18 protein-coding genes are annotated in these 19,881 nt (G+C 61.0%); 11 read left to right on the top strand and 7 right to left on the bottom strand.

The window, feature by feature from the left end; translation table 11 throughout:
- Window positions 1-18: 18 nt before the first annotated feature.
- The 3 genes from NW848_RS01595 to NW848_RS01585 all read left to right on the top strand — a co-directional run bounded on the left by NW848_RS01595 (window position 19) and on the right by NW848_RS01585 (window position 4,148).
- Window positions 19-372, top strand: a complete 354-nt coding sequence (locus tag NW848_RS01595) for a HEPN domain-containing protein (RefSeq protein WP_414508367.1) — start codon at window positions 19-21, stop codon at window positions 370-372.
- The gene (locus NW848_RS01590) at window positions 353-3,166 is read left to right on the top strand and encodes a BPTD_3080 family restriction endonuclease (protein WP_414508365.1); all 2,814 of its coding nucleotides are present in this window, start codon (window positions 353-355) and stop codon (window positions 3,164-3,166) included. The genes NW848_RS01595 and NW848_RS01590 overlap by 20 nt, the downstream gene beginning before the upstream one ends.
- A gap of 349 nt (window positions 3,167-3,515) precedes the next feature.
- Window positions 3,516-4,148, top strand: a complete 633-nt coding sequence (locus tag NW848_RS01585) for a 4Fe-4S single cluster domain-containing protein (protein ID WP_414348371.1) — start codon at window positions 3,516-3,518, stop codon at window positions 4,146-4,148.
- A 19-nt stretch (window positions 4,149-4,167) separates the two neighbouring features.
- On the opposite strand, the gene NW848_RS01580 is transcribed toward NW848_RS01585, so the two are convergent.
- A complete protein-coding gene (locus tag NW848_RS01580) occupies window positions 4,168-4,443 on the bottom strand; it encodes a hypothetical protein (RefSeq protein WP_228375478.1) in 276 nt (91 codons plus the stop codon).
- Between the two features lie 248 nt (window positions 4,444-4,691).
- On the opposite strand from NW848_RS01580, the gene NW848_RS01575 reads away from it, so the two are divergent.
- Both NW848_RS01575 and NW848_RS01570 read left to right on the top strand, forming a co-directional pair.
- On the top strand, window positions 4,692-5,495 hold the full coding sequence (locus NW848_RS01575; protein ID WP_011430154.1) for a prohibitin family protein: 804 nt from the start codon (window positions 4,692-4,694) through the stop codon (window positions 5,493-5,495).
- Between the two features lie 73 nt (window positions 5,496-5,568).
- Entirely contained in the window at window positions 5,569-6,474 is a 906-nt protein-coding gene (locus NW848_RS01570) for a prohibitin family protein (protein WP_414510355.1), read from the top strand.
- Here the strand turns inward: NW848_RS01570 and NW848_RS01565 are convergent, their stop codons facing one another.
- Window positions 6,475-7,179, bottom strand: a complete 705-nt coding sequence (locus NW848_RS01565; RefSeq protein WP_011430156.1) for a ComF family protein — start codon at window positions 7,177-7,179, stop codon at window positions 6,475-6,477. It lies immediately after the preceding gene.
- A gap of 197 nt (window positions 7,180-7,376) precedes the next feature.
- Between NW848_RS01565 and rpsL the strand changes: the two genes are divergently transcribed.
- From rpsL to dapB, 6 genes are all read left to right on the top strand, one after another.
- On the top strand, window positions 7,377-7,784 hold the full coding sequence (gene rpsL, locus NW848_RS01560) for a 30S ribosomal protein S12 (RefSeq protein WP_011430157.1): 408 nt from the start codon (window positions 7,377-7,379) through the stop codon (window positions 7,782-7,784).
- 43 nt (window positions 7,785-7,827) lie between these two features.
- The gene (gene rpsG, locus NW848_RS01555; RefSeq protein ID WP_011430158.1) at window positions 7,828-8,298 is read left to right on the top strand and encodes a 30S ribosomal protein S7; all 471 of its coding nucleotides are present in this window, start codon (window positions 7,828-7,830) and stop codon (window positions 8,296-8,298) included.
- Between the two features lie 156 nt (window positions 8,299-8,454).
- Window positions 8,455-10,587: an elongation factor G gene (gene fusA / locus NW848_RS01550; protein WP_011430159.1), complete on the top strand. Its 2,133-nt coding sequence runs from the start codon at window positions 8,455-8,457 to the stop codon at window positions 10,585-10,587.
- A 22-nt stretch (window positions 10,588-10,609) separates the two neighbouring features.
- Window positions 10,610-11,839, top strand: a complete 1,230-nt coding sequence (tuf, locus tag NW848_RS01545) for an elongation factor Tu (RefSeq protein ID WP_011430160.1) — start codon at window positions 10,610-10,612, stop codon at window positions 11,837-11,839.
- Window positions 11,840-11,932: 93 nt separating this feature from the next.
- On the top strand, window positions 11,933-12,250 hold the full coding sequence (gene rpsJ, locus NW848_RS01540; RefSeq protein WP_011430161.1) for a 30S ribosomal protein S10: 318 nt from the start codon (window positions 11,933-11,935) through the stop codon (window positions 12,248-12,250).
- A gap of 91 nt (window positions 12,251-12,341) precedes the next feature.
- Complete coding sequence (dapB, locus tag NW848_RS01535) at window positions 12,342-13,178, top strand: 4-hydroxy-tetrahydrodipicolinate reductase (protein WP_041439013.1); 837 nt, start codon at window positions 12,342-12,344, stop codon at window positions 13,176-13,178.
- Here dapB and NW848_RS01530 read toward each other — a convergent pair.
- The 5 genes from NW848_RS01530 to tatC form a co-directional block, all read right to left on the bottom strand.
- Entirely contained in the window at window positions 13,175-14,086 is a 912-nt protein-coding gene (locus NW848_RS01530; protein WP_011430163.1) for a methylenetetrahydrofolate reductase, read from the bottom strand. The two genes, dapB and NW848_RS01530, sit on opposite strands and share 4 nt — an antisense overlap.
- Before the next feature lie 85 nt (window positions 14,087-14,171).
- The gene (locus tag NW848_RS01525; RefSeq protein WP_099884017.1) at window positions 14,172-15,692 is read right to left on the bottom strand and encodes a hypothetical protein; all 1,521 of its coding nucleotides are present in this window, start codon (window positions 15,690-15,692) and stop codon (window positions 14,172-14,174) included.
- A 168-nt stretch (window positions 15,693-15,860) separates the two neighbouring features.
- Entirely contained in the window at window positions 15,861-16,793 is a 933-nt protein-coding gene (locus tag NW848_RS01520; protein WP_240527375.1) for a DUF2993 domain-containing protein, read from the bottom strand.
- A gap of 71 nt (window positions 16,794-16,864) precedes the next feature.
- A complete protein-coding gene (locus NW848_RS01515) occupies window positions 16,865-18,076 on the bottom strand; it encodes an NAD(P)/FAD-dependent oxidoreductase (protein ID WP_228375481.1) in 1,212 nt (403 codons plus the stop codon).
- Between the two features lie 649 nt (window positions 18,077-18,725).
- Entirely contained in the window at window positions 18,726-19,412 is a 687-nt protein-coding gene (gene tatC, locus NW848_RS01510) for a twin-arginine translocase subunit TatC (protein WP_228375510.1), read from the bottom strand.
- Between the last annotated feature and the right edge of the window lie 469 nt (window positions 19,413-19,881).

Here is a 19,881-nt window from a genome sequence, read left to right as displayed (position 1 = left end):
TTCTCTCCTTCCTCTTGAATACCTGTACCCTATTTTAAATTAAAAGGCTGTACTTATTTCCACGCCCAGCAGGCGGTGGAGAAATCGCTCAAGGCGGTCTTGTTCCTGCAACAGATCGAGTTCGAGCGCACACACGATCTGGTCAAGCTGGCGCGCCTGTTAGCGTATCGCGGCGTGACGCTGCCAGTCACGGAAAGCCAACTGCGCCGGCTGAACCCTTTTGCCGTCGCCTTCCGCTACGACGATTTGGAAATCACGCTCGCCTCTGACGATGATCTGACGAGCGTGGTTGCCCGGATGTGCCACTGGGCGAAGGAACAGATCAGCGCAGCAACAGAATGCGAGGAAAGCGATGGCCCGGACTACCATTGACCGCTTGATCATCAACTCTCCCTACGAGGAGCCGAAGAAGCACTGGCGCTACGATCGCGAGACGCGTACGTTCGAACTGGTTGAAGGGCGGCGGCCAGCGGGTTACGTGGTAGCGACTCCCGGTTCCAAATCTTTCGACGATCCGGGCATCTTCGTTGAAATCCCGCTTGTCAACCAGATCCGCCCGCGCGTCAAAGCCTGGCGCGAGGCAGGCTATCCCGGGATCACCAGCATCACCAGGCGGCTCTTGGCGCACTGGCATGACCCGGAGGAGTTCGACAGACGTCGCTTTTTCTTCTGTCAATTGGAAGCCGTCGAGACGCTCATTTGGCTGACCGAGGCGCCTGCTGCCGAGCGGGTGGGCATTGAGATCCCGGGAGACGGCGGGGACTTTGATCGGCGGTGCTGCAAGATGGCCACCGGCACGGGCAAGACCATCGTCATGGCGATGGTGATTGCCTGGCACATCCTTAACAAAGTGGCCAACCCCCAAGATGCCCGCTTTTCGAAGAACGTGCTGGTCGTTGCCCCCGGTCTGACGGTCAAGAAACGGCTGGCGGTGCTGGAGCCCGCGGGCGCCGGTAACTATTACGAAGCGTTCGACATTGTGCCGTCCACGCTGCTCGACAAGCTGCGGCAGGGGCGGGTGCTGGTCCGCAACTGGCATGCCCTGGCCTGGGAGAGCGAAGAGCAGATCAAAAAGCGGAAGAGCGTGGACAAACGCGGCGCGAAGAGCGATGAAGCCTATACGCGCGAGGTGCTGGGCGAGATGGCCAACGCGCACAACCTGCTGGTCATCAACGACGAGGCGCACCACGCCTGGCGCGTCAACTGGGAAGCCGAAGGCAAGTACCTGCGCCAGCGTGATTTAAAAGACAGCGCCCAAGAAGCGACGGTGTGGGTTGGAGGCCTGGATCGGCTGCACCGTTCGCGCGGCATTCTCACCTGTTACGACTTCTCCGCCACCCCCTTCGCGCCCTCGGGAAAGAAGAGCAGTGAAGAGGCGCTCTTTGGCTGGATCGTCAGCGACTTCGGGCTGAACGACGCCATCGAATCGGGGCTGGTCAAGACCCCGCGCGTTGTAGTGCGTGACGACGCTGTGCCCAATGCCAAAACCTACAAGTCCCGTCTATACCACATCTACAACGACCCGGAGGTGAAAGACGACCTCAACCGACGCGCCAATCCCGAAGAGCTGCTGCCGGATCTGGTGCTGAACGCCTACTACCTGCTGGGCTACGACTGGCGGGAGACGTGGAAGGCCTGGAAAGCAGCCGACCTGCCCACGCCGCCTGTGATGATCACTGTCTGTAACCGCACTGAGACGGCAGCGCGGGTCAAGCACGCCTTCGAATCACGGCGCATTCCCATTGACGAGCTGTGTAACTCGGAGGGAATCTTGCACATCGACTCGAAGGTGCTAGAAGAGGCTGAGGCAAAGGAAGAGTCCACTGCAGTGGTGGAAGCTTCAGACGAGGCCGATGATGGAGAAGAGGAGGACGTACCGGTCGAATGCCGGCTGACCAAAGCAGAGCAGGCGGAACGTTTGCGAAAGATCGTAGATACGGTGGGCCAGGTGGGGCAGCCCGGCGAGAAAATCCAGAACGTCATTTCCGTTGGGATGCTCAGTGAGGGCTGGGATGCCAAGACGGTGACGCACATTATGGGGCTGCGGGCCTTCACTTCCCAACTTCTGTGCGAGCAGGTCGTGGGCCGGGGCCTGCGCCGCACATCCTACGAGATCAACCCACAAACGGGGCTGCTTGAGCCCGAATACGTCAATATCTTCGGCGTGCCTTTTACTTTCTTGCCGCACGAGGATAGCGGAGATGGCCCGCCGCCCCCGCCAACGCCCAAGACCGCCGTAGAACCGGACCCGGCCAAAGCGGAGTTTGAGATCCGCTGGCCGAATGTGGTGCGCATCGAGCGCTTACTTCAGCCAACGTTGACTCTCGATTGGTCAAAGGTGCAGCCATTGGAACTAGACGCGGCTCAGACGCCGCAAGTGGCAGAACTGGCACCAATTCTCGAAGGCAAGCCCGACGTAAACCAGATCAGCCGTATCGAACTGGAGAAGTTGGCGCGAGAGTTTCGCACGCAGCGCATCATCTTCGAAACTGCCCGCAATGTGTTCGATCAGGTAAGGCAAAGCTGGAGAGGCAGTCGCGAAATCTTGCTGGCGCAGTTGGTGCGGATTGTCGAGCAGTTCATTCGCTCTGACCGGATTTTGATCTCCCCACCTCTTTTTTATCAGGACGAACTGCGCCGTCGGCTGATCATCACCCTCAACCTGTCACGAGTTGTGCAACATGTCTGCGAGGCGGTGCGGCAGGAGAACACTGAGAAACTTGTGCCAGTCTTCGATCGCGACCACCCGATCCGCTCGACGGGCCAAATGCGCACCTGGTACACCAGCAAACCTTGTGAACGCACGCGCAAGTCGCACATCAACGTCTGCGTCTACGACAGCACGTGGGAGGCGTCGGATGCTTTCGTATTGGACAATAGCAGTGCCGTGAGCGCCTGGGCGAAGAACGACCATCTGGGCTTCGAAGTCCTGTACCTGTATCGCGGCGTGGTGCGGAAGTATCGGCCAGATTTTCTTGTGCGCCTGGCCAACGGCGACATGCTCATTCTGGAAACAAAGGGACAGGACACCGAACTAGACCGGGTGAAGCGGCGCTATCTGGACGAGTGGGTGCAAGCCGTCAATGCCCATGGCGCGTTCGGTCGCTGGCGGTGGAAGGTGGCACGTTACCCGGGCGAGATACGAGACACTTTGCTGCAAAGCTAGGAGCAGCAGGGCTCATGGTGGAGTACCGGATCCCGAAAAGTCTGCCCGGGGCTCCTGGCTTCATCTGAAGGCGGGGGATACCCCACCGTCTATACCGTGGGGAGGGATAGCGCCTAGCGCGATGATCAGCTAGAATCTTTCTTTTCCACCAGCAGCCTACCTGACTAACGAAATGGTTGCTTCGTCGATCCCTAACTCCCCTCTCCCAGAGGGAGAGGGGTTGGGGGCGTCAGCGGCGCGGAGCGCTTTGGAGACATCTCCATTAATTTGACTATAAGATTACAGCTTTCGCGTTCGGCTTCTCACTAGGCTAAGAGTAGTCTCAAAGCCGTTTTGCAGCAGGTGACCCATGTCCAAGGCAAAGATAGCGCTGGACTTTCAGGCGCGGATCCCGAGAGGCTATCTTAACCTGATGGGCTATGTAGACGAGTCGGAAGTCAATGGGCCGGGCCGGCGCGCTGTGGTCTGGGTGCAGGGCTGCCTGCGAGAGTGCCCGGGCTGCTTCAACCCTACTTCTTGGCCGTTTGAGGTCAACCAACTGGTGAAGATCACCGACCTGGCCGAGCAAATCCTCAGCAACCCCAGAAACGAGGGGGTGACCTTCTCGGGAGGGGAGCCCTTCTGGCAGGCTCCTGCCCTGGCCAGCTTGGCGCGGCTCCTGAAAGCGAAAGGGCTGACGGTGATGGCCTTCAGTGGATTCACGCTGGAAGAGTTGCGATCCCCCCAGGCTCCTCCCGGCGCCCAGGAGCTGCTGCAAGAGCTGGATATTTTGGTGGACGGGCCCTACCTGCAATCCCAGGCCATTCACTCCCCCCACTCGCTGGTCTCTTCCCGCAACCAGCGGGTGCACGTCTTCAACCCCGCCTTGCAAAACCAGCTTAATTGGGCCAGTGACCAGGTGGAAATTCATATCCTCAAAGATGGAACCCGCATCGTTACCGGCTACGGCAGCCAGTTTCTCCTCGACGAGGCAGGCTCTTGAACTGCAGTGATCCTTTATCCTACACCTGCAGCGGTTCCCTGAGACAAGCGGGCAGTTGCCAGCACATCTCCAGCCAGTTTTTTAGCTCTTCCGGTTGGCCCATGAGGCTCATTTCCACCAGCAGAATGGCGGCTCGGTCGGCGGCTCCTTTGGATCCCAAACGAATTAGGGCAGACAGGCTTTCTTCCCGCCAGCAGACGGATACCCCCTGCCGGATCAAGGCCCGGGCGGCAACGGGGATGCACGAGAGTGGCACTTGGATGTCTCGCCGCTCGTAGTCGACAGTAGGTAGCATGAACGGCAACCCAAATCTTTATTATGTCTTAATCTTCTTCCCTTTTCGCTTGTCTGTCACGGGTCTTTGCAAAGTATGAAGTAATCTTTTGTAAACTTTGTAGAGTTCTCGACATCGTTGAGAACAGTGGGCGAGCAAGCGCGGGATCTCTCGCGGGATCCCTGGAGAAAACTTAAAAGATAGCGGCGATTTCTCGGCCTCATTTCCCCACAGCTGCGAGAATAGCTGCATGCGCAGGAGATGGGGAGATGCGAGCAGAAGGTTGGGAGAGGCGAGTTGGTCGCTGGTTGCCCAAGGCCACCCTTGCCGGAGCCGTATTGATCCTAGTGGCGATGGGCAGGCCGCTGCGACTGGTGGGCAATGGAGAAAATATGGTGGTGTTCACCTGGGGAGGGGGGGTGAGCCCGATGGCTTTGCAGCCTGGTCTCCATTGGGTGCCGCCCTTTGTCTCTCGCACAGTCATCTTTGATGTGAAAACCCAAGCTCTGACCTGGAAAGACAACGACCCGACCGCCTACGCACCGCGGCTGGTGGCCCTTTCTCAGGATGGGCAGCAGATTGCGGCTGAGGCGACGCTGCAGTTTCGCATTGTGGACGCCCCCAAGGTCTATACGCAACTGGGGGAAAATTACCTGGATCGCATCGCCCCCATCGTCCGGTCGGTCATTCTGAATGAGACCAGCGGCTTTTCCGCCCAGGCTCTGTATTCCACGGAGCGCCCGCTGCTGCAAGGACAAATTCGGGAACGGGTGGCTCTTCTGCTGAAGGAATACGGCATCGAGGTTTTGGATTTTCTGCTGCGGGATGTGGATTTCGATCCTGATTTCGTAGCGGCCATTGAGGCAAAAACCATTGCCGAAAATCAACTGGCGCAAAAGCAATTTGAGATCGAGCAGGCCCGCCAAGATGCCCGCGCCATCATTTCTCAAGCGGAGGCAGAAGCCGGTCAATTGAGAGCCAAAGCACAGGCCCTCACCCAAAATCCGCAGTACCTAGAGGTGGTCAAAGCCGCGGTACTGGGATCCCGCCTGGAAACTCTGGTTACCAAATAGCAACCAGCACTTTTTCATCCTCTTTCCACGAGGAGCCGCCATGTATCCAACAGGAGAAGCACCCCAAAGCAGAGTGGGTTGGTTAACCGTAGGAGGGATCGCCGTCTTGGCGGCCCTGGGAGTGCTCCGCGCTTGCCTGTACGTCACTTTGCCCGGACATGCCACTGTAGTGTTCAATACCTTTTCCGGGCTGCAAAAGGGGCGGGTAGAATTGCCGGGGGTCATCTTCCGGATTCCAGGGATCGAAACGCCGATCACCTACACCGTGCTCACCCGCGTTTGGGAGTTTACCAACAACCCCGCCTCGGCCAATGCCATCAGCAACGCCATCACCGTGAACACCGCCGATGGACAAGCCTTTGCCATCGATGTGGCCATTGCCCTCAAGCCCAACCTCGCCACTTTGGATGAGCTGCACGCCAGCATCGGCGAGAACTATCTTTCCACGGTGGTGGTGCCGGTGGTGCGCTCCAAAATCCGGGATATCTCCGCCTCTTTCAATTCGGAAGACTTTTACCGGAAAAGCCAGCGGGCTGCCATCGAACAACGAGCGCTGGACTTGATTCGCCAAGAGATGCCTACTGTCAACCGCGATGGCCAAACCCTGCCTCTGGTGCAGGTGGAGGGCCTGTTTCTGGGCAACCCCGATTTCCCACAAGCCTTAAGAGACTCGATTGAACGCAAACAGGTGGCCTCGATTACAGCACAAACGGCGGCAGTGCGGGCGCAAATTCAGGAAAAAGAGACCGAGCGGCTGCTGATCTTGGCGGCGGCCAACCAGCGGGCCATTGAGCTGAAAGGACAAGCGGCAGCGCAGAACGCGCAACTGGCGGATCTGCTGTTCTACGAGAAGCTGCAAGAGCGCATCCAAAACCCGACGGGCTCGCTGCCCCCTTTGCGCATCATCCGCGTCGAGGGAGATGCCACCGTGTTCCTCAACGTGGATCCCCGGCAGGCAGCCCTGCAACAGGCCCGATAGTCAAGCCTGGCCACGCCGTCGGAGCTGCCAGGGCAGGGTGGAACGGTCGGCAGCTTGCTGCGCCTGGGCCACGACGATCACCCCGGCCACCGGGATCCCGGCAGCGACCAAGACCTGCTGCGCCGCTTGGACGGTGGAGCCGGTGGTGTAGATGTCATCCACCAGTAGCACCGGCGTGGCGGGAGCGCGCTTGAGAGCAAAGGCGCCTGCCAAGTTCTGCTGGCGTTGCAGGGGGTTGAGCTCATGTTGGGCCGCTGTGGCCCGCACCCGCACCAGAGCGTCAGGTAAATGTCTTAGACCCGTCCGCTCGCAAAAAGCTTGGCTGATCAAAGCCGCCTGGTTGTAGCCCCGCTGCCGCAGCCGCTCCGCATGCAGAGGGATGGGCACCACCGTATAGTCGTGGCGAGACAGCAGGTCATGGCTTCCCTGGGATCCCGAACGCTTCTGTCGGCTCTCCAGCCAGCGGGATCCCAGCCATTCCCCCAAAACCGCGCCAATGCGCCGCTGTCCTTCATATTTCAGGCAATAGATGGCCCGGCGCAGCGCTCCCCGGTGGATCCCCCAAGCATAAAGCGGCCAAGGCGAAGTGGTGACCGGCCAAGAGTCGAGCCGCTCCGCCTGCAGCCGCCTTTGACAGTCTGGACAAAACACAGCCTTAGCCGGGCGCTGGCAGAGCGGACAAGGGAGCAAAATCCACCAATCCATCCAGCCCATCGCCTTTCGCGAGTTCCTTCTGGTGTGCAGAAGCTCCTCTAGGCTAGCTGAGGGGAACAAGGATGCTGAAATTCTCACTCAGCCAAGCCACCAGCCCAGAAGCTGATCCCTTAAGTTGACGCCGGGATCCCGCCTTGCTAGGATTTACTACTGCCGGATAATTGAGTAGCGATCTTCTCAGCCAACCCATGCCCACCATTCAGCAACTCATTCGCGAAGAGCGCAAGGCTGCTGTTCGCAAGACCAAGGCCCCTGCCCTGAAAGGATGTCCTCAGCGGCGGGGAGTTTGCACCCGAGTGTACACGACAACGCCCAAGAAGCCCAACTCAGCTTTGCGGAAGGTGGCGCGGGTTCGCCTCACCTCTGGCTTTGAAGTTACTGCTTACATCCCCGGCATTGGCCACAACCTACAAGAGCACTCGGTGGTCATGATTCGCGGCGGAAGGGTCAAGGACTTGCCCGGCGTGCGCTATCACATTATTCGGGGCACGCTCGACGCCGCAGGAGTGAAAGACCGCAAGCAAGGCCGCTCCAAATACGGGGCAAAACGGCCTAAGCCCGGCCAAGCCCCAGCCGCCGCTGGCAAGAAGAAATAGTTTCCCTCTGGACGTCATCCTGCCTTCAAGTTCTACAGCTCCTATGTCTCGCCGCAACCGTGCTCCTCGCCGTGACGTGCCTCCAGATCCCAAGTACGGGAGCCGTTTGGTTACCATGCTGATCCACAAGTTGATGATGAGGGGCAAGGCTTCTCTTGCCGCCAGGATCCTCTACGACGCTCTAGAGATTGTGCGAGAGCGCACCGGCCAGGATCCGCTGCCCGTACTGGAAAATGCCGTTCGCAACGCCACCCCCTTGGTGGAGGTGAAAGCGCGGCGGGTGGGCGGCGCCACCTATCAGGTGCCTGTGGAGGTCAGAGCGGAGCGAGGAACCTCATTGGCGCTGCGCTGGCTAGTCACCTTTTCCCGCACCCGTCCAGGCCGCACTATGTCTGCCAAGTTAGCCAATGAGATTATAGATGCGGCCAACGAAACCGGCAACGCCATCCGCCGGCGAGAGGAAGTCCATCGCATGGCCGAAGCCAACAAAGCCTTTGCCCACTACCGCTACTGAACCCCGCTGGCCGAGCAAAGGAGGATGTTGTTGGGATCCCTTCCCATTTGCCGAGAGCTGGGCTGGATCTGGAGGAGAAGGGGCAAAAAAGACTAGAATTGTAAAGGTTTTTTTAGTTTGCCCGAGTCGCAGGGCGACGAGGATTGGGAGGTTAACGTGGCACGCACAGTTCCCCTGGAACGAGTTCGAAATATTGGTATCGCGGCCCACATCGATGCTGGCAAGACCACGACCACAGAACGGATCCTCTTCTATTCCGGTCTGGTGCATAAGCTTGGCGAGGTTCACGAGGGAACCACGGTAACCGACTGGATGGCTCAGGAACGGGAGCGGGGCATCACCATCACGGCCGCGGCCATCACTACCCGTTGGACCAAGCGGGATCCGAAAAACCCCTCCCAACCTCTCGCCGGCGCGCCGGAATACACCATCAACATCATCGACACGCCAGGGCACGTGGACTTCACCATCGAGGTGGAGCGCTCGATGCGGGTGCTGGACGGGGTGATCGCCGTCTTCGACTCGGTAGGGGGCGTGCAGCCGCAGTCGGAAACCGTCTGGCGGCAGGCCAATCGTTACAATGTGCCCCGCATTGCCTTTGTCAACAAAATGGATCGCATGGGGGCCAATTTCCTCAAGGTTTATAACCAGATCCGGGAGCGCCTCAAAGCCAACGCCGTGCCGATCCAACTGCCCATCGGGGCGGAAGACGAGTTCCGCGGCATCGTCGATCTGGTGCGCTTGCAGGCCAATATCTACATGGATGAGATCGGCAAGGACATTCGCCCTGCCCCCATCCCGGAGGAGATGAAGGATCTGGTGGCGGAATACCGGGCCAAGCTGGTGGAAGCAGTGGCCGAGACCGACGAGGCCCTGATGGAGAAGTACTTTGCCGAGGAGGATCTGAGCGAAGCCGACCTAATGGCTGGTCTGCGCAAAGGCACCATCAGCGGCCAAATTGTGCCCATGCTGTGCGGCTCTGCCTTCAAGAACAAGGGTGTGCAGATGCTGCTGGACGCGGTGGTGGACTACCTTCCCTCTCCCATCGATATTCCCGCCATCAAGGGGGTATTGCCGGATGGGTCGGAGGTGTCGCGCAAAGCCAGCGACGATGAGCCCTTCTCCGCCCTGGCCTTCAAGCTGATGAGCGACAAGTACGGAGACCTCACCTTTATCCGCGTTTACTCTGGGGTGCTAACCAAGGGCACCTATGTGCTCAACTCCACCAAGAACAAAAAGGAGCGCATCTCCCGCCTAGTGGTGCTCAAGGCGGACGAGCGTCTGGATGTAGATGAGCTGCGGGCAGGCGATCTGGGGGCTGTGTTGGGCCTGAAAGATACCACCACTGGGGACACCCTCTGCGACGAAAACGCGCCGGTGATCCTGGAGTCCCTATATATCCCCGAGCCGGTAATCTCGGTGGCTGTCGAGCCCAAGACCAAAGCCGATATCGACAAACTCTCCAAAGCGCTGCAGGCCCTGGCCAAGGAGGATCCCACCTTCCGCGTCTCGGTGGATCCGGAGACCAACCAAACCATCATCTCCGGCATGGGCGAGCTCCACCTGGAGATTCTGGTGGATCGCATGCTGCGGGAGTTCAACGTAGAAGCCAACGTGGGCAACCCCCAAGTGGCCTACCGCGAAACCATCCGCAAGCCAGTTAGCCGCGTGGAAGGGAAGTTCATCCGCCAGACTGGCGGCCGCGGCCAGTACGGCCATGTGGTCATCGACCTGGAGCCGGCAGAGCCGGGCACGGGGTTCGAGTTTGTCTCCAAAATTGTGGGTGGTGTCATCCCCAAAGAGTACATTCCGCCTGCCGAGCAAGGGATCCGCGAAGCCTGCGAGTCCGGCGTCTTGGCTGGCTATCCTTTGATCGATATTCGCGTCACGCTGGTGGACGGCTCCTACCACGAGGTGGACTCCAGCGAAATGGCCTTCAAGATCGCCGGCTCGATGGCGTTGAAGGAGGCTGCTCGCAGAGCCAACCCCGTCCTGCTGGAGCCGATGATGAAGGTGGAGGTGGAAGTTCCCGAAGCCTTCGTCGGGGATGTTATCGGAGACATCAACGCCCGTCGCGGCCAGATGGAGGGGATGAGTACAGAGGGCGGCATCTCCAAGGTCAATGCCAAGGTTCCCTTGGCGGAGATGTTTGGATATGCCACCGACATCCGCTCCAAAACCCAAGGGCGGGGCATCTTTACGATGGAGTTCAGCCACTACGAGGAAGTTCCTCGCAGTATTGCCGAAGCCATCATTGCCAAAAGCAAAGGAAGTGGAGTAACCAACTGAAATCAAAAGGAAGTGATGATTCATGGCACGCGCTAAGTTTGAACGTACCAAACCGCACGTCAACGTTGGCACCATTGGCCACGTCGACCACGGCAAGACGACGTTGACCGCCGCCATTACTATGACCCTGGCTGCTCTGGGTCAGGCCACAGCCAAGCGCTATGACGAGATCGACGCGGCGCCAGAGGAGAGAGCCCGCGGTATCACTATCAACACTGCCCACGTGGAGTACCAGACGGAGAAGCGTCACTACGCCCACGTGGACTGCCCCGGCCACGCCGACTACGTGAAAAACATGATCACGGGCGCGGCCCAGATGGATGGGGCCATCCTGGTGGTCTCGGCGGCCGATGGGCCGATGCCGCAGACGCGGGAGCACATCCTGTTGGCCCGTCAGGTGGGGGTACCCAGCTTGGTGGTCTTCCTCAACAAGGTGGACATGGTGGACGACGAGGAGCTGCTGGAGCTGGTGGAGCTGGAGATACGGGAGCTCCTCTCCAAGTACGACTTCCCCGGCGACGAAATCCCCATCATCAGAGGATCCGCTCTCAAGGCTCTGGAAAGGATGCAGGCCAACCCCAAAACCCAGCGGGGTGAGGATCCCTGGGTGGACAAGATCTACGAGCTGATGGATGCGGTAGACTCCTACATTCCAACGCCGGAGCGGGATGTGGACAAGCCCTTCCTGATGGCAGTGGAAGATGTCTTCTCGATCACCGGTCGCGGCACGGTGGCGACGGGCCGGATCGAGCGGGGCCGCATCAAAGTTGGCGAAACCGTGGAGCTGGTGGGATTGCGAGAAACCCGTTCCACCACCGTTACCGGTCTAGAGATGTTCCAGAAGACGCTGGACGAGGGGATTGCCGGCGACAACGTGGGTGTGTTGTTGCGGGGTATTCAGAAGAACGAGGTGGAGCGGGGCATGGTGCTGGCCAAGCCCAAGACCATCACTCCTCACACCCAGTTCGAGTCGGAGGTTTACGTCCTCAAGAAGGAAGAGGGCGGACGTCACACCCCCTTCTTTGCCGGCTATCGTCCTCAGTTCTACGTGCGTACCACCGACGTCACCGGCACCATCACTTCCTTCACGGCTGACGACGGCTCTAAGCCGGAGATGGTGATGCCCGGCGACCGCGTCAGGATGACGGTAGAGCTGATCCAGCCCATCGCCATCGAGCAAGGGATGCGCTTTGCCATTCGTGAGGGCGGTCGTACCGTAGGGGCCGGTGTGGTCTCTAAGATCCTGAAGTAAGCGGCTTTCTCTTGGCAGGGATTGGGCGCTGGTCACTCCAGGCAAGCTCGATCCCTGCCATTTTTTTGAGTACACCCTACCTTCTCTCCGACTATGGCTACCTTGACCCAACAGAAAATTCGTATCCGCCTAAAGGCCTACGACCATCGGCTACTGGATACTTCCTGCGACAAAATCGTGGACACGGCCCGCCGCACGGAGGCTGTGCCAGTTGGCCCGATCCCTTTGCCGACGCGGCGTCGCCTCTACTGTGTGCTGCGTTCCCCCCACACGGACAAGGATTCGCGGGAACATTTTGAAGTTCGCACCCACCGCCGCATTATCGACATCTACTCCCCCTCTTCCAAAACCATCGATGCTTTGATGAAGCTGGATCTGCCGGCAGGGGTGGACATCGAGGTGAAATTGTGAGGCTCCGCTCGGGGATCCGGCGCTAGGTTAGGCAAGGGGGCAGGTGGTGACCACAGCAGTCGAGCAAAAAAGACGAGAAGAGGGCGCCGCCATTGGGGAGGGGACGGCGGCTTCTGAGCCCATCCCGGTCTTGGTGGTGGGAGCCCTGGGCAAGATGGGGCGGGAGGTGGTGCGGGCGGTGGCCCAAACCCCCGACATGAAGTTGGTGGGGGCGGTGGCCCGTTCCCAGTTGGGCTCGGACATTGGCGAGGTGTTGGGCCTGGGATCCCTGGGAGTCGAGATTACCGACGACCTGGCGGGCCAGTTGCTGCGGCTGTCGCAGCGGAGCGCCCGAGGCGTCATGGTGGATTTCACCCATCCGCGCTCTGTGTATGAAAACGTCCGCTCGGCCATTGCGTTTGGGGTGCGGCCGGTGGTGGGGACGACGGGCCTGACGCCGGAGCAGGTGGAGCGGCTGAGGGATCTGGCGGATAAGTCCGGTGTGGGCTGTCTAATTGCGCCCAACTTTGCCATCGGCATGATCCTGCTGCAGCAGATGGCGCTGCAGGCGGCCCAATATTTCGATCACGTGGAGATTGTCGAGCTGCACCACAACCGCAAGGTCGATGCCCCCAGCGGCACGGCTCTGCAGACGGCGCAGCGGCTGGGACAACTGGGCAAAGCTTTTAACCCGCCTGAGGTGGAAGAAAAGGAGCTGATCCCCGGCTCGCGGGGAGGGATCCCCGGCCCCAACATCCCCATCCACAGCGTTCGCCTGCCGGGGCTTATTGCCCACCAGGAGGTGATCTTCGGCGGCATGGGGCAGACGTTGACCTTGAGACACGACATCACGGATCGGATGGCCTTCATGCCGGGAGTGATCCTGGGCATTCGCAAGGTGCTGCAGCTCAAGGGGCTGGTCTACGGCTTGGAGCAGGTGTTGAGCTAGCTGCTCAGGGGCGGGATCCCGGCCTCGTCCAGGATGTGCGGGATGAGGTGTTCGGCCTTGACGGCCATCAGGTGCACGCCGTGACAGATCTGGCGGGCCTGGCGCACCTGTTCGGCAGCAATGCGGATCCCTTCTTCGAGGGGATCGGGGGCATCGGCCAGCCGCTGGATAATGGCGTCCGGGATCTGCACCCCCGGCAAGTTGCGGTTGATGAAGAGGGCGTTTTTGGCGGATTTGAGCAGGAAGATGCCCGCCAGGATGGGCTTGCCGGCGGGGCGGCCCAGCTTGTCCATGAAGCGCTCCAGTTGCTCGAAGTCGGTCACCATCTGGCTTTGGAAAAACTGGGCTCCGTTCTCCAGCTTGCGGTGGAAGCGCCGCTCCAGGCCGGAAAAGCTGGGGGATTGCGGCTCTACGGCTGCCCCCGGGAACAGACAGGTGCCGCCGTCGGGGAGGGGCTTGCCGTTGCAGTCGAGGCCGTTGTTGAGGCGTTGGATAAGCTGCAGCAGACGCACCGATTCCAGGTCAAAGACTGGGCGGGCATCGGGGCAATCCCCCACCTGGATGGGATCCCCGGTGAGGGCCAGCACGTTGCGCAGGCCGAGCGCTGAGGCCCCCAACAGATCCCCCTGCAGAGCCAGGCGGTTGCGATCCCGGCAGGCCAGCTGCAGGATGGGTTCAACGCCCGCCTGCTGCAACAGCAGCGAGGCGGCCAGGGGGCTCATGCGGGCCATGGCGCGGTTGGAGTCCGTGATGTTGACGGCATGCACCCGGCCCTTGAGCTGCTGGGCCAGAGAGAGCAGGGTGCTGGTGTCGGATCCCTTGGGGGGGGTGATCTCAGCCGTGAGCAAAAATTCCCCCCGCTGGATGGCTTGGGCAAAGCGCGACGGTGGTGGGCAGGTCAGGGCCACAATTCTGGGAAGACCGAAAGAAAAAGCAGTGGGTTGGCCTATTATCCGCTGTTTTGGGAGGGTTTTTCCAGCCAAAGCGCTTTTCTCAGGGCTTGGGCGAAGGGGAAGGGCTGGGCGGAGGCTGCACCCGCATTTCTCCCAGCCAGAGGGGGGGATCCCCCTGGTGCAGACGCTGCTGCCAGTTTGTCGCCGCCGCGGGCGGGATCCCCTGCGGGCCCAGGGCCCAGCTCCAGCCAATCACCTGGAGCCACCGCCCGGCTTGCAAGCCTTCCAAAAAGGGCTGGGCAGCTTCTGCGTCGGGAGACGGCCCGCTGAGGATCAGGGGCAACTGGGGGTTAAAGGCCACAAGGCGACGGTACAACGCTTCAAAGGTCTCGGGATCCCCCTTCACCTCCAGGCTCAGCCAGTCCACCCCTGGCAAGGCGGCCCAGGCAGACGCTGCCTCGTTATCCGCTCCCTCCAGCTCTAAAACCCAGAGCAAATTGGCCTCAGAGCGCAGGGTTTGTATCAGGTGACGGTAGGCCCGTCGTTGCAGCTCTGTATCCCCGTCCCCGACAGCTACGGCCAGGATAATCGGGGTGGCAAAGCGCTGGATGCCCCGAGCCCAAGAGCGCAAGGTCTCATCCTGTTCGCCCGCAGCCAGGGAAGAGAGGTGGGCCGGCTGCAGCCGCAGGCGTAGGTAGGGAACGGAGCCGCTCTCCCGCAGGCGATTGGCCAGGGGCTGGGGAAAATCCTGGCGCGGATCCCAGAGGTGCTCCACCGCTGCCCAGGCGGGGGGCTGGCCAATGGCCTGGCGATAGGCCAGAAGCTGCTCCCAAGTTGGCATGCCCGACCAAGTGACCCCATGATACAGCCGGCTCGTGGGGGGAGGCAGCGGCCTGCCCCGCTGAAAAGGGGCAGAATCGGGCGGGATGGGGGAGGTGAGGACAACCTGCAGCCGTAGAGACGGCGAGGGGTCAGGGGCGTCGGCCTCCGGGAGGGAGAAGGGGAAACTCCACGTGCGCTCCTCGAACCGACCCTGAGTCATCTGGCGGGCATAGAAGTCCTGGGGGGGCGGCAGCGGCTCCAGGGCCTTGTCCCCCCAGAAGGCCTGCTGTACCACCAGGCGCACCCCCTCGCCAGGGTGAACTAGGGGCGTGGTGGTATCCAGGTGAAAGCTGCCGCTGAGGCGGGTAAACGTCTTGTGGGGCTCAACTCGGAAAGAGAGTGTGAGCTGGTCAGGCCGATAGGTGCCCAAGGCGCGGGAGGAGGGGGTGGGGAGCAGGGATCCCAGCTGCTCTGCCAAGCTCTCGCAGTCGGTGCAGGGAAGGAGAGCCTGCGGATGGAGAGAGATGGGAGCCTTGCGGGCAGATTGCAACTGCTCAGACGTGATCACAAAGCTGGCCCAAAGGTGCTTCAGAAGGGGATCCCGGCCGGGCGGAATATCGGAGAAAGTTCGCCCGGGGGGCGTGGCTGTGCGTGTGCCGGCAGCCGTCCCATCCAGGGGCACCGTGGAGAAGGCGTCGCTGGAACATCCCCCCAGCAACACCAGCGACAGGATTAGCGGCAGAGTCCCCAAGAGCAGGGGCCTAACACTGGGTTGTAGCGGCGGCGATCCCCAAACCATGAACTCACCTCAATACACCACCCCTCCGCGACCGCTTGGCAACGGCTAGAGGGATTCTCGCCCAGCAGCCCAACCTTGGGTTTGATCCCGATCACAACTTGGCCACCGCAGATCCCGCTGGCACCGCCCAAAGGCAAGCTCAAGTGGTCGAGCCCTGGCGACAACCCGCTACCCCTGCGGCACTGCCGCCGCCTCCGGGTAGATGACCAACATGCCCTCGTAGAGGATTTGGCCAGGCTGCAACTCCAGGCGATCGATGCGCACGCCTGGATCCAACTGGATGGGAAAATCCGCCAGGCCGGGGATGGGGATCTCCTGCCCTTCGCTCACCCACAGGGGATTGACCAGCCGCAACTGGTTGGGACCCTGAGCCTGTAGCCCAGTTAGCACCGTAACCGGCACCTCCACCCCCTCGGGAGTAACCAATTGGGCCTGGATGCGCAGCCGATTTTGCTGCAAGGTGACCTGGGGCTGGCGGATCAAGAAGGGCACCGCTTGACCTCCAAAGGGCAGTTGCACCTGCGCCTGGGCCAGTTGGGACTGGATGAGGGGAGCCTGAAGGCTGCGGTTGAGATCGTCTTCGGTGAGGCGCAAGCTCACCTGCACCGGCACGGGGGCCAACAGCCGCAGGGGACTACGTCCCTGGATGGCTTCCCCTACATTGAGGCGAATATCCTGGCCCTGCAGCCGCAGGTGGCTGACCTGGAATCCCTGATAGATGAGGTTGTCTCCCGACACCTGGGCCTGGGGGATCTGGCCGTTCAAAATCTGGGCGTCGGAACCGGCGATCTGCACCCGCAAGTTGTCCACCTGCTGCACCTCAGAGCGAATCCAGGCGGCCACCAGAGGATTGAGCAAGGAGCTGGCGATCTGGGCAAAAGCGGGCCAGGGCAAAAACATGGTGGGCAGGCTCAGCAGCAGAGCAAGCCCCAGCCGCTGCCCCCCTGGGGAGAGCCGTCGGCGGCGGCAGGCTGTCGGTGGGATCTGGGAAACAGAGGGACCCTCTAGAATGACCGAGTCCTGATCAGGCCGATAACAAGCTGTGGGCAGCACTGGGTACCTCAGCAAGGAACGACGGGCAATGGCGAGAGGCCAAGGCAAGGCCGAACTAGGACTAGATTACGACAGGACTTCTGCAGCGAATAGGGGGCTCTCCCGCACACCTGAAGGAACTATCCGTCTGTCAACTGCCACCAAAGATACCCCAGCCGCAGGTAGTGAAGCCGCAGCCAGGGGAAAGGGAAAAGGCGCGGTGGCTGGCGGAAGAGGGCGCTAATTTGGGGTCGGATGCCGGCGATCTCCTGGGCCAGGATTTTGCCTGCCCACACCCCTGTGGCCACGCCGCTGCCGTGGTAGGCCAGGCCGTACCAGAGGCTGGGATCCGTCGGCGAAGGGCCGATGTGGGGGTGAAGCTGGCGGGAGAGGCAAACCAAGCCGTTCCAGGCGTACTCGATCTCCACCCCCTCCCAGGCGGGAAAGAGGCGGTAGAGCTGCCGCGCCATCCAGGCCCGCAGGCGCTGGCGTTCCCTTGGGGCATCGCAGGTGCCGTCCCGCCCCCCAAACAGCAAGCGCCCATCCGGCAGGAGACGGTAGTAGAACAGCAGCCGTCGCGTGTCGTAGATCGGCGTCGGATCCCACCAGCCCTGAGCCCTTCGCTCTGCCGGCGTCAGAGGCCGGGTGACCAGAATGTTGGAAAGCACCGGCAACAGGGATCCGGCCAATTGGGGGTAGAGGTTGGCCGGCGTGTAGCCATTGGTGGCGATGACCAGGTGCCGTGCCCGCACCGTTCCCCCGGGCGTATGGCAAAGGTGGCGGGAGCCAACCTTTTCCCAGGCAACGACCCGGCTGGCGCTGTGCAATTGCGCTCCCCATTTCTGGGCGGCCTGGGCCAGCCCTTGGGCAAGCTTGAGGGGGTTGAGGCCAAACCCCACCCCGATGTGGAGGGCGCCGTGGTTCTCGCGGCTGTCGAAGCCCCGTTCCCGCAGCTCTTTGGGGCTGAGGAGCTGAACTGGGTAGCCGGCCACCTGGGCGTAGATCTGGTATTCGGCCTCCAACTCCCGCCAAGCGCTGGGGCGGTGGGCTACTGCGTACCAACCTTCTCCCTGGGCATCCAGGGAAAAGCCCTCGGCAGCGGCCAGCTCTTGCACGGTCTCCACCGCCTGCCGCTGATCCCGGTAGTAGCGCTCCGTCTCCGCCAGGCCTACCCGCCGCACCATTTGGGCATGGGTGAGGTAGCTCGCCCCCACTCCGCAGAAGCCGCCGTTGCGCCCGGAGGCGCCCCAGCCCAGGGATCCCGCCTCCAGCAGGCAAGCCGAGATGCCGTGATCGCGGGCCAGGTGCAGGGCCGTCGATAGCCCCGTCAATCCTCCTCCTATGATGGCCACCTCGGCCTCAACCTGCCCTTGCAGAGGCGCCGGATGTCGCCAACTGGAATCTGGTATTGTGCTGTCCCAGTAGCTGCCGACTGGGTAAGCAGGATCGTAGGTTTTGGGAGGATAAGGATTTGTCTTCGGGAGAAAAGTCCAAGCAACCATAGAACTTTAGAAGACTGGTTGGTCAAAAGCCAATTTCTCTTTGCCCATCGGCCAAACCTCCCTTTGAGAAGAGCTCAGCAGCGCAGCGAGCCGCCGTTTGCCCTCGCTGGCCCAGAGGCTACAGCAGGCACCAAAACCGCCTCTTCTGACAACCGCACCAACCCCCCCAGGGCTTGCGAACAGGCCTCTCGTCCCTGGTGGGCTGGCGAGCGGTACGCTGGCAGAGTGAGGCGGGCCAATCCGCCGTTGAAATACCCTGCCCGGGAAAATTGGCCGGGATCCCTTCCAGTTCAAGGCGGGCCGGGCCCGCTCTCCCCCCGCTGGCGGTGGAGCCGTCTCTTGCCGATGGGGGTGGATGCCGGAACCCCGGCGCTAGCCAGGGCTGCAGTCCCGACTGTTGCCGCTGAGCAACTTGGTGAGAAGGTAGAGTTTATCCATTGGCGTTTCTCTTTCCCGGGCCGGAGACCCCGCTGGCAGAATCAAGGTCTGCGGCCTTGGGTCATTTGCCAAGCAGCTTCACCAGGAGAATGCCAAACAAGTACAGGAACGTTACCGCGCCAGCCAGGAGGCTCTGGGTGAGGGGATCCGTGGAAGGGGTGAGAATGGCCCCCGCCACCACCGAACCTAGGACAACATAGCGCCAACCCTTGAACATCTGCTCAGCAGTTACCAGGCCCAAAGCTCCCAGCAGCGCCTGCAAAATCGGCACCTGAAAGGCCAAGCCAGTGCTGAACATCAGCAGCAGCACAAACTCAAAGTAGCGGTCGATGGACCAGGCCTGATCCACCACCCCTTCCCCATAGCGAATGAAGAAGTTGAGCGCCGCCGGAATGAGGAGGTAGTAGGCAAAGACCAAGCCAGCCACAAACAAAAGGCTGGATCCGAGCACCACCGGCCCCAACAGCTTGCGCTCCTTGACGCTCAGCCCTGGCAAGACGAAGCGGGCAATTTGGTAGAGCACAAAGGGCGTGGCCAAGAGCAGCCCCGAATATGCCGCCACTTTCATAGAGACGAAAAAATACTCGCCCGGCGCCAGTTGCAAGAAGGTCACCCCCTGAGCGGGCACCTCCAGCAGGGCGACGATGCGGTTCACCACCAGAAAACAGGCGACGATACACAGGGCCACCGCAATGACACTGGCCAAGAGGCGGCTACGCAACTCCTCCAGATGCTCCATCAAGCTCATCTCGACCTCGTAGGGAAACTCCGGATCTGGCACCCGAGAAGGCTCAGGTGTTGCCGGAGCTTGCTGCGAGGACTCGGTCTCAGAGGCAAGGGGCATGGGCCAACAGGTAACGAAACCTTTCCCGCTATCTTAGCCCTGCCCCACCCTTAAGGAAAAGCGCCCGCCCAATACATGGCCCCCTTCCAAGCTGTTCCCGGAAGGAACTGCCGGGTTGTGGACGGGAGCTGCCCTTGCTCAAAGTCTCTGCTTCACCAGACTGTTGACGTTCTCCCCCGAACCCCCAAACCCCCCGTATACGGGGGGACAGAGGGGAGCTAGGATCCCCGCCCCAAAGGGCTGGGGAGTATGTCAATACTTCATCTCGCCCGGCTAGGCTGAGGCGGGAGCAGCTCTAAAATTTTGAAGGACACAAAAGATACAGCCTTTTAATTTAAAATAGGGTACAGGTATTCAAGAGGAAGGAGAGAAA

The organism is Synechococcus sp. RC10A2, from assembly GCF_047502605.1.
This window is presented reverse-complemented; position numbering and strand designations above follow the sequence as displayed.